This is a genomic window from Microbulbifer discodermiae (assembly GCF_040742695.1).
Lineage (GTDB): Bacteria > Pseudomonadota > Gammaproteobacteria > Pseudomonadales > Cellvibrionaceae > Microbulbifer.
This window is the reverse complement of record NZ_JBFLAB010000047.1, coordinates 23,027-33,569: the sequence shown is the minus strand read 5'-3', so window position 1 is coordinate 33,569 and position 10,543 is coordinate 23,027. Positions and strand designations below refer to the sequence as shown.

Genomic DNA, 10,543 nt, shown 5'->3' with positions numbered 1-10,543 from the left:
GAGTACATCGAGATTTTTTATAACCGCCAACGTCGCCACTCACGGCTTGGCAACTTGGCCCCAACTGAATTCGCCAAGAAGTATTGGGAATCAGCCAAAGCGGCTTAAAGCGGGACTGTCCAGTATTGTCAGGACACCCCATTCCACGGCATCGGCAGCAGCTTCAAAAGTGCCGCTTGGGCATCCAAAGGCGTTGTAGGCAAAGGAGTGTTGGGTTCAGGTCTCAACGCCCAGGGCTTTGCCGCCAAAATCCTTGCCCACGCCGCCGCCGGTGGGCTATTGTCGGAGATGCAGGGCGGGAAGTTTAAGCACGGTTTTGCCGCAGCGGGTATTACCCAGGCCTTTTCCGGTGGGATCGACACCATTGACGCCGGCAATACGGGTTTCAGCGCTGCGCGGGTTATTGCCGCAGCCGTTGTGGGTGGCACCGCCTCGGTGGCGTCGGGGGGCAAGTTTGCCAATGGAGCCATAACAGGGGCTTTCTCAAGGGCATTTAACGATGAGCTTGAGAGCAGTGGACAAAAGGGTGGAAAGATTAATCTTTTCTCTAAAAAAGATGTATTACTGTATGGAGCAGCAGAAGCTAAATTTGATGATCCTAATACGTTAGATATCTGGGGGCACGGTACTGCAAGTTATATGAATGGATTATCCTCGGATGGAAGTAATTATGATGCAAATGGAAACCCAATTGTTTTGGATGCTAAAGCACTCTCAGAGTTAGTATTAAATAGCGGCCAGTGGTCGCCAGGCATGCCAATCCGACTTAGAGGCTGCAATACAGGGAATCTTGATGCTTTAGCCAACCCGCTTGCTATGGAGCTATCAGGAATTTTAAATACTACAGTAAGTGGTGCCAGTTGGTATTATCATACAAACGCTATTGATAGTTTTTCCGTTGGTCCAAAGTATTTTCCTATCTTTGCTTTTGGAACTTGGAATGAGTTTAGTAATGGCGTTCATGTAGGTTCTAATAATGGTTTCGATATACGAGCTTATAAAAAGAATAACCCTTGATTATATATGGTTGTGTGAGAGAGCGACTGAAGTCACTGCATAGTGAATTATTATTTGGGAGTAGTTGAATTAATGGATAACAGCATGAGTAATAAGTTGCTTATATTACAGTGGTCTGCCAATAAATTAGTCGTTCTATTTTTGGCTTGGATTATTGCCTATACTTTTTTTGCAATTATCCCAAATATTTCTCCCCAGTTTGATTCATATTATTCAGGTAGAGGAAGTATTCTATTTTACTCGGTTATTGCATATCTAGTTATATGTTTGGTGATTCTTTCTTTGAGATTGTGCGGAAAGATTGGGGTTAGATTGTTTTTTGCGCTTGATATAATTTTTATTCTTCTTTTTGGCTTGGTGACTTTAATTTTTTCAGGAAACTATGGCTTTGTTGGATAGGCTTGTTGCACAAGCCTATTTCTGGAAGCCTATAAAAGCCCTACAGGATTGTTTGGAGGGCTGGTAATGTTGCTAGCTCCTATAAAACCTATTAGGCCTCGAAATCGTAGTCGATAGTCTTCTTTCCTGAGAATGAAAATTATCAAAGCCTCGGCAGAGCAATCTGCCGGGGCTTTTTTCTGTTAGCCAATCGGCCCGAGTCCAGCGCCGGGCCTCGAATAATATGAGTCAGAGTAAAATTTTTACAGCTTCTTCATTATTCTAAATCACCTATTAGGTGGGCTGGTTATCTACTAAGGGGTATTTCCAAATCAGATTGAACCGCATTGATAAGTATACTTATAGACAGCAAAGTTAACCGGCCGAAAAATTCACGAGCTAGACCTGATCTGACAGGGCCCCAAAAGAGAAGCCGGTCACCGTCAGATCAGGTCTGTCCAATACATTTTTGATGTGGACTTATTGTCCTATCAATATTCCTATATCAGATCACTCAGTTTCAGTAGTTGCTATAATCCAACCCAACGCCGGTGCAATACGGTGATGGGTTGCCTGTTCATAGCCGTAGGCTGCCTCGATCAATAGCGGCTCGGTATTTGCACCGGAGAAAAAGGATATACTAGGCTTTGCCTGGCTGTCAGAAGCAGGTCAAAGCTCGGGAAGTCTGGAGATATCTCCTTGTTGATCTTGTAAGAAATTGTATTTATTGGTTACTTTGACCGCTATTGCTTTCGCCTTATCGCAAATACCAGGCTATATACGGAAATTTATAGTACAAGCTCTTTAAATTCTTAAATCCATTGAGTAACCCTGGATTGTTTGGTTCAAGATTTGTGTTAGTCATCGATGCTTGATAACCCTGAGTTTTACGGCTGTTTGGTGTGCATATGTTAAATGTAAAATGGTTTAAATTTTTTCTGACGGGATTCACTCTTACTTTTTTATCCTGTCATGCCTTGGCGGGCGAAGTTGATTCAAAGTGGTGGTTGGAGAGTAATGGTGCAAAATTGTACTTGGAGGTATCCGGTCGGGATTCTTCCAAGCCGCTAATCCTGTTTTTGCATGGAGGGCCGGGAGATGTGGAGTTGGGATTGATCCCATTCCAGGTAGGTGTTGGGCGGGCACTTGAAGAAAAATATTTAGTTGCATACCTTCATCAAAGAGGAGCAGGCAGGTCTCTTGAAGTAAGGAAGGATACGCTAACAATAGAGAACAATATTGAAGATGTACATAATATAGTTTCTTTTCTAAAAAAACGCTATAAGAAAGATAATGTTATTTTAATTGGCCACTCATGGGGTGGAGCGCTTGCAGCCCTTTATGCAAGGGAGCACCCTGATGATTTGGAACAGGTGATATTTATCTCTTCTTATCAAAGTGCAGAGGAACAGGCACAAACCAGCTTAAACGCGACGCTGCAATGGGCGAAAAAGGAAGGTAATCAGTTGGCTATACAGGAGCTGAAGCAGTACCAGGAATCTCCCACTGAAAACTATCAGCTTCTCTCAAAATGGGCAAGTAGGGCAAATGGCGGTATAGCTAACGGAGTCGATATTAGAGGTTTCATAGCAGACGAAAAGATAAATGAACAGTTTCCTGGCTGGCAGGAGCGGAGGGGAAATCTGGCTGCAGAAATGGATAACGAGCTTCAGGCTATGAGTGTTAGTGGAGATATCGATCACCTAAAGCTTCCTGCTCTATTTGTAGTTGGTGAAAATGATACAATCACTACCCCTTCGCAGGTGAGAGCTGACTATAAAAGGTATAGAGGTAGTAAGTGTCTAATGATACTCAAAGACAGCCATCACCTTCCCTTTATGGATGCACAGGAAAAGCTTGAGAAGGCTCTATTTGGCTTCTTAGATAATGGTCACTGTGCAGCTTGACTATTATTAATAGTGGATGGCTCTGCTTACTTTCTGGACACGCTAAAAATTACCTATACCGCAGACGGCGACCTCCATTATTGGTATGGGGATCACCACAAAAGTGAATGAGACGGGACTCTGGGGAGCGCCCATTGCCCCCGACATGGCTGGCATAATATGGGTCAGCTCTGTCGGCGAATTGGAAAAATATTATAAATTGAAATTTTTCCAATAGTATCCGCTGCCGGAATTTATCTTTTGCAGGCTTATACAACGGTTAGGGCTCAATACTTCTTAATAGCTCTGACTTTGGTCTGAGTATCGGCTTCAAAGCCCGTTTGGCGCAGCCAATGGTGTTTGGATATATTAGACCTTTCCGGCAGATTCCCTACACAGCGGGCCTGTGGCGTCACCGGGCCGCTGTTACACCGTTCGTAAGGAACAGCCAGCATTGGCTTTTGTTGGGCGGATGATTAAGCGCCAGCGCTTTCTCCGCAGAGATAGTGCTGAATTAAGCAGAGGCGTTCTTGTTTTAGTGAACTTCTGACCAAATAATTTTGTCTCAAGCAGACATATTTGGCTGAATTATAAACAGGTGGGTCTCTATGGACCGACGGAACTTCTCAAAACTCGTTGTAGGCGCTGCAACCTCTTGCGCACTGTCGCAAATACTTTTAGTAAGAAATGCTTTTGCTGCCAATGATACGGAAGAGGTTGACGAATTTCGGCGCCTTGTACGTTACCGTATTCTCCAGCAACACGCGGCATATGCAGCAGTTGCGGGCACTATAAATTCTTCGGGTCGTCGCATTATTACAGTGCGTGATCCGAATGCCGGGGACGGGTACCGGCTGGGCGGCGATACAATTTTTGAGATCGCATCGCTGACTAAGGTTTTTACCGCGTTGCTACTGGCGCTAGAAGTCGTGCAGAAGCGCGTACGGCTTGATGATCCGCTGCAAAAATATGTGCCAGACGGCATAAAAACGCCCACCTTTGAGGGGCGGCAAATCACTCTTGCCGACCTGGCGACGCACAGTGCTTCGCTACCGCTACGGCCAAACAATCTCGCCACATCGGCACCCGATGCGCTGAACAAATACGCGGGTTATACTCTGAAGCAGCTCTATGGCGGTTTGCCAGACTACCACTTGACTCGGGAGCCAGGTGCCCAGTTTGAATATTCAAATCTGGCCTTTGCACTTTTGGGGCAGGGAATTGCTCTCAGGGAAGACAGCTCGTTTGCAGAATTACTGCATCGCCGTGTGGTTGAGCCTTTAGGGTTAAAGGATACCGCCTTTGAGGATGATCCCCGAGAGGCAGGAAGGCGCGCTCAGGGCCACGACTTTTATCTCGACCCGGTGGGCCCGACAAGCGATGGTGCTCTCTCGCCGGCTGGAGGTCTGCGGTCCACTGCTAAGGATCTTCTGTCTCTTTTGGACCTGTTCATCAATGGTCGCGGCCCCAAGGATCTGGTGGCCGCCGCACGTCTTATGTTGTCGGTCGACAGGCCGGGAGATGACGAAGTAACCCGCATGGCCCTGGGTTGGCGTAAAACGACTATCCACGGACAAACTTACTACTGGTCGAATGGCAGCAGCGACGGATCGCGTACATTTATGGGGTTCAACCTGGCCAGGGGTTTAGGGGTTGTCACCCTGGCGGATGCTGCGAGTGGCGGAGGGCTGGACGATATCAGCCGGCGTTTCTTAGATCCCCGGCAGGAGGTGTTCACTCAGATCTTCCCTGAGCCTGTCTTTGTAACCTTGCCGGAAGGAGTGCTGCTGAGAGCGGTTGGTCGCTACGAGTATGGGTCGAACAGTGTACTCGAAATCAGCCGGGGGGCCACCGGCCTGATTGTTACGGCGGGGGAAGCTCAATTTGGAATCCGGCCACAATCGCCCACACTGTATTCGTCGAAAATGGTACCTGGAGTCAGTATGGAATTTAAAGGAGCTGAGGTTGGTCCCGCTCACGCGCTCGTTGTCCATCAAAATGGGGAAAGCTACGTCCACAAGCGTAAAGAATGATTCATTCAGTGATTTATCTCGCACTATAATTGTTGATCTTTCAACGAATGGATTATTGCCTCAGGAATCTCGTGGAAATGATGGAGTAAATTGCGCTGGAATCCGCTTAGCGGCATCTCTCTGTACCATATCAACTTAGCAAATTATTTAATTACAGCTTTATATTTAAAGTTGGTTTTCACCGCAAGGCTTCAGCCAGAAAATTTGTCGATGTTTTTCTCAATTCAGAAAGTCTCTTGTTGGATAAGTTAAAATCAATTTTCCCCAGAATATGTTGAAGATTAATATCGGAGATTCTCTCTACAAATCTGCCACTGATTTCAAGAGTCATCAGCAGGCTTTTCAATCTGGTGGTACCGCGATCTCTGTTGGCAATACAAATAAAATCGATGTTGAATAAAATACAAAAACAAACACAGTGAAACGAGTCAGTAATAACCAGTCTGGAATTATATATTTCTGTTAGCCATTTATTGACCTCCATATAGTTGGATTTATCATAGAGTTCAGTTATCTGAAGATTGAGTCTGCTTGAAAGTCGTCTTACATCACTATAAAAAATCTCATCTTTATCGAGTTTGTATACGGCAATGGAATTTTTTTTTGCCTTCCAATCTAGTAGGTGATAAAAGGTATCAGCTCCAGCCAGCAGGGTAGGATCAAGAACCTGTTCTGCATTTACGCCAAAGATATTTTCACATATCGTCTTTCCTGAAAACTCCCTGACAGAGACAGCGTGAAACCTGCTTACTTCGGCAATAACCTTCCCGGTCAATTCACGGTTGGACTCCCATCTGTCTCTTCCGAAGCTGGCCGCATAAGAGATTCTGCGGCAATTGGTTGTACAAAAATCCAGGAAGTATGATCCTGGATTGGGGGCAGTGTATTCCGGTCTCCAGACTTGATCACTCCCTACAATGACTGCATCATAGTTGGTTTTATAAAGTGATTTGGAATGGGGATAAATCCTGGATAGGACCATGTTTCGGCTTCTGAACCGTTCGAATACTGTATCGTTTTTGCCGTTTATGTTTCTTATACAATTCTTAATATAAAACTTGATTGCTGATTTTTTGTTTCTGAAATCAATAGTTTCAACATCAAAACCCATTTTTTTAACCACTGTTTCCAATGCATACGCCTGCAAAACAGCTCCATAGTTATGATTTCCATGCTGTAAGTTTAGTATTCCAATATTCTGTACTTTGCCAGTTTCGGTATAGGACTTATCAGAGCATGGTATAACTCTTTGCTTCAGGTATTTTGAACAGTGACCATGCTTATTTTTCTCATTCATAGTAAGGCTATCATCTAGAGGTTGTGTAATATTTACTCTTCGATAGTCAGCCTGGTTATCCTCTTTCTTTATTAAACGACGATCATGATCGCATTCAATGTCAGCCAAAATAAAGGAATATTCGATAAAACAAAAACAAGAAACCTTAATTCAATTTTATTGGTCAGAGCCTGGATCAGGCTGTGAATAACCCTGAGTCCGACATAGCCCCAGGCTAAATAGAGGTTTAAGCCACTGCCTTCCCCTAGAAGAGCCAATGAGACAGCTAATGCATAAAATACTGTAGGCTGCTCCATTAGATGATTGTAGTTATCCGCTTTCCAGCGAACTCTTGCGGGCAAACTCGCCATTTGCACTCCTTGCGGCGCACAGGGGTCCATTTTCATTTTTGCCGCCTGAATGGCGGGTATGCGTGTTACATACATCCAAATCCACATTATCATTGACCAGGCAGCCAGGCCAATCACAGGTCCTAGTATTTGATTTTCAATATCCATCTTTTCACCTTTATTTTGAACAGTATCTATAGAATTCGAATTTCATGTCTAATTCGGCGCAAAGTCAATAGCCTTTGCGCCGAATAATCTTTTCTATTGATTAAATGGGAAATCTATGCCGGATAGTGTCTAGCCTTGAGAATACGGTGATCATGACTTTTCCCAGTCATTGGCAGTCTGGCTGGAGAGCGGCTTTTAATAACCTGTCAAACTAATATGATCGGCCCAGAAATAAAATTTTGACATCTTTTTCGATACTCTGATTAATACCTTGGGGGTAGTATCTGGCTATATTTGGAGGGATATGTCCATGGCCAAATTTCCTTGCCTAATATCCGTCGACTTTTCACAGTATTTATTCCGAGAGGTAATAATCGACAGGTTTGGCTCTGTTGCGCATGAAGTTTAACTGGTTGAGCCGGGCGTGGCAGCGGGGAGCGATGAATCGAAAAAGGAAATTGAAACTTTATACCAGCAAATAATTACGGAAAAATCTGGGAAAATGCTTCATGAATTTATATATCAGGACAGGTGCCAGAATTTTATAAAAATTACAAGTTTGTCAAAGAGGAAAAGGAGAGTCCAATGAGTAACAATGGCGGTAAACAAAATGAAAACTGCTGCAAAGTAACATTGCGGTCTTCTTTATTGAATAAATTTCCTCAGTGTCTCCAGATTTTTCTCGCCCTGCTTATGGCCCTGTTTATTCCTGCGGCCTTTGCGCAATGGGTGAACTATGAGGGACATCAGATCCATCCTGTCGACCTTACGCCGTATGGCAACCGGCTACTGGTGGTGAATACTCCGGATGCGCGCCTGTCGATTTTCACGATTGACGGCTCCGGCAATCTTGCTCTTCAGGCCGAGGTGCCAGTCGGGACCGAGCCGGTCAGTGTGCGGGCGCGTACCAATGGGGAGGCCTGGGTGGTTAACCATATCTCGGATACTATCAGTATTGTTGACCTCACGCCGGGGAGCGAAAGAGTGCGCCAGACCATCAAGACCGACGATGAGCCGTCGGATGTGGTCTTCGCGGGAACCGGCAATCTCCGCGCTTTCGTCTCTATCTCCCAGCGCAATCGGGTCGACGTCTACGCCGCGGCCAGTCCCGGTACGGCGCCCCTCTTCCAGATCCCGATTGATGGCGAGGACCCGCGCGCCCTCGCGCGGAACCCGGCCGGTACCGAGGTCTACGCTGCTGTCTTCCACTCCATGAACCAGACTCTCAGCGTGTCGGGAACTATCGGCTCCGCCGTTCCCGCCGGATCGACGCGCGTGACCAGCACACAGAGCCCCTACGCTGGCGCTATTGTGCCTCCACCGCCCGGCTACAATGCGGCCAGCCCGCCCCTGGATACACGGCCCCTGACCTCGACCATCGTAAAGTGGCGCGACTGTGCCGCCAGTCCCGGGGCCGAGTGGTGCGACGATAACGACAACAGCTGGAATGCGCTGCTCGGCGGGTCCAACCCGATTCAGATGCCCGACCGGGATGTCGCGATCATCGGCGCAGACGCGGCCACGCCAGCGGTTTCCGGCTATACGCCGAGCGTGGGCACGCTGAACTTCGGCATCGCGGTCAACCCCGCCAATGGGCGGCTCTATATCTCCAACACCGACGCCCGCAACCATGTGCGCTTTGAACGTGGTCCGGAAATTCTGGGCGATGGAAAAGGGGACGAGAACGGCATCTGCGATGACAACGAAGCCCAGAATCTCTGTCTGCCGGCCCTGAATGGCCACCTGGTGGACACCCGGCTCACAGTGGCGGACGGGACAGCGGTGGTGGGTAGGGTGGACCTCAATCCACACTTCGACCTCGACACCGATCCCATCAGTACGGTGGATAAAACGCTGAGCATCGGTCAGCCCAATGGAATGGTTTTCCACAGTTCCGGCGACAAACTGTATGCGGCTGCGCTTCTCTCACAAAAGGTGGCGGTCGTCGATACCAGTGCTCTGCCGGGCACCCTGGTGGAGCGGATTGATGTCGGAGAAGGGCCGACCGGAGTGGCGCTCAAGGAGAGCGCAGACCGGCTTTATGTACTGAATCGACACGACAACACTGTCTCGATTGTCGATACCGGGTCGAATCTCCAGTTGTCCACCGTGTCCCTCTTCAATCCGGAGCCGCCCGAGGTGACCAACGGTCGGCGGTTCCTCTACGACGGACAGCTCAGCAGCGGCCGCGGTGATATTTCCTGCGCGACCTGCCACCCCTTCGCCAACTTCGACCTCCTGTCCTGGGACCTGGGCGATCCGCTGAAACTGCCACCCTTCGACCCGCGGCCCGCCCAGTCCCCGGGGGGCGCAGGTGCAGTGGAATGCGGCACCAACCCCAACCAGATCGGCTGTGGCCCCTTCCACCCGGTGAAAGGGCCCCGGACGACCCAGACACTGAAAGACCTCGGAGGAACGGGACCGCTGCACTGGCACGGCGACCGGGAAAATTTCAATGCCTTTAATGCTGCCTTCCCGGGTCTGCTGCGGCGCCATGCGCAGCTCCCGGCAAACGATATGCAGGCCTTCACCGACTTTATCCTGACGGTAAAATTCCCCCCGAACCCGAATCGAAATCCCGACGACACGCTCTCCGCCAGCGCCCAGGCGGGGTTGACCGAGTTCACCTCGATGACCCGGGACAACCCCTTCCAGTGTTCGGACTGTCACTCCCTGCCCACCGGGACCAATGGCAAGTTCATCAGTGCCCTTGCGGACCAGTCGAGTCAGGCCATGAAGGTGCCACATCTTCGCAACATGTACGAAAAGGCCGGGCTTCTCGCGCTGCATCCCGATCCCTCCGAGCCGGTTCCCACCGAGACACGGGGCGGCTTTGGCTTCGCCGACGAAGGCCAGATCGACACATTGGTGACCTTCCTCGAAATCCCCGTCTTCTCGTTTACCAACGCCTCGCAGATCGATGACACTGTTCAGTTCATGATGGAGTTCGATACCGGGCAGCCGGCGATGGTGGGCGACCAGTTTACTTTCGATGGAGCGAACAACGCCGACGCCGTGCTCAATATGCGACTCGATACCTTCCAGCAGGCCCTGTTCGGCGGGAAAGTGGATCTCGTTGTGAAGGGTATCTTAGGCGGTATTCCGCGCTCCTTCCGGTGTACGGCGGTCAGCGCGGTGACGGCCAGCTGCCAGCCTGACCGCGTCGCCGAGTCCGCAATCGATTCGGACGCACTGAAGGCGATGGCGGCCGCGGGTGCCGAACTCACTTTCTGGGCGGTGCCCGCGGGGTTTGGCGAACGGATAGGCCTGGACCGGGACCTTGACAGTTTTTATGACCGGGACGAACTGGACGCTGGCTCTGACCCGGCCGACCCCCAATCGACCCCTTAGTGCCAACAGACTGGAGTGAAGGAAGGCCCTCCGCCGCAACGCTGGAGCCGGGTGGGGCTCACTTGAGCAACGGAACAACTCCGG

Annotated in this window: 8 protein-coding genes; 6 read left to right on the top strand and 2 right to left on the bottom strand. The window is 49.1% G+C overall.

Annotated features, from left to right (window positions below):
- The 5 genes from AB1S50_RS15000 to AB1S50_RS14980 form a co-directional block, all read left to right on the top strand.
- Nucleotides 1–108: IS3 family transposase (locus AB1S50_RS15000; RefSeq protein WP_367149665.1), on the top strand; the 108-nt coding region annotated here is incomplete at its 5' end.
- Nucleotides 109–207: 99 nt separating this feature from the next.
- A complete protein-coding gene (locus tag AB1S50_RS14995; RefSeq protein WP_367151720.1) occupies nucleotides 208–1,017 on the top strand; it encodes a hypothetical protein in 810 nt (269 codons plus the stop codon).
- 84 nt (nucleotides 1,018–1,101) lie between these two features.
- Entirely contained in the window at nucleotides 1,102–1,416 is a 315-nt protein-coding gene (locus AB1S50_RS14990; protein ID WP_367151719.1) for a hypothetical protein, read from the top strand.
- An 887-nt stretch (nucleotides 1,417–2,303) separates the two neighbouring features.
- Entirely contained in the window at nucleotides 2,304–3,302 is a 999-nt protein-coding gene (locus AB1S50_RS14985) for an alpha/beta fold hydrolase (protein WP_367151718.1), read from the top strand.
- A gap of 587 nt (nucleotides 3,303–3,889) precedes the next feature.
- Nucleotides 3,890–5,314 carry a serine hydrolase domain-containing protein gene (locus AB1S50_RS14980; protein ID WP_367151717.1) on the top strand — a complete coding sequence of 475 codons (1,425 nt, stop codon included), beginning with the start codon at nucleotides 3,890–3,892 and terminating at the stop codon, nucleotides 5,312–5,314.
- A 178-nt stretch (nucleotides 5,315–5,492) separates the two neighbouring features.
- On the opposite strand, the gene AB1S50_RS14975 is transcribed toward AB1S50_RS14980, so the two are convergent.
- Together AB1S50_RS14975 and AB1S50_RS14970 are read right to left on the bottom strand one after the other, a co-directional pair.
- On the bottom strand, nucleotides 5,493–6,719 hold the full coding sequence (locus AB1S50_RS14975) for a polysaccharide pyruvyl transferase family protein (RefSeq protein WP_367151716.1): 1,227 nt from the start codon (nucleotides 6,717–6,719) through the stop codon (nucleotides 5,493–5,495).
- Entirely contained in the window at nucleotides 6,683–7,108 is a 426-nt protein-coding gene (locus AB1S50_RS14970) for an MAPEG family protein (protein ID WP_367151715.1), read from the bottom strand. Before AB1S50_RS14970 ends, AB1S50_RS14975 begins: the two co-directional genes overlap by 37 nt.
- Nucleotides 7,109–7,756: 648 nt before the next feature.
- On the opposite strand from AB1S50_RS14970, the gene AB1S50_RS14965 reads away from it, so the two are divergent.
- On the top strand, nucleotides 7,757–10,459 hold the full coding sequence (locus AB1S50_RS14965; protein WP_367151714.1) for a hypothetical protein: 2,703 nt from the start codon (nucleotides 7,757–7,759) through the stop codon (nucleotides 10,457–10,459).
- The last annotated feature ends 84 nt before the right edge of the window (nucleotides 10,460–10,543 follow it).

Coding starts and splice junctions, on each gene's coding strand:
- AB1S50_RS14990 (WP_367151719.1), top strand. CDS start 1,102: ATGAGTAATAAGTTGCTTATATTACAGTGGTCTGCCAATAAATTAGTC.
- AB1S50_RS14985 (WP_367151718.1), top strand. CDS start 2,304: ATGTTAAATGTAAAATGGTTTAAATTTTTTCTGACGGGATTCACTCTT.
- AB1S50_RS14980 (WP_367151717.1), top strand. CDS start 3,890: ATGGACCGACGGAACTTCTCAAAACTCGTTGTAGGCGCTGCAACCTCT.
- AB1S50_RS14970 (WP_367151715.1), bottom strand. CDS start 7,108: ATGGATATTGAAAATCAAATACTAGGACCTGTGATTGGCCTGGCTGCC.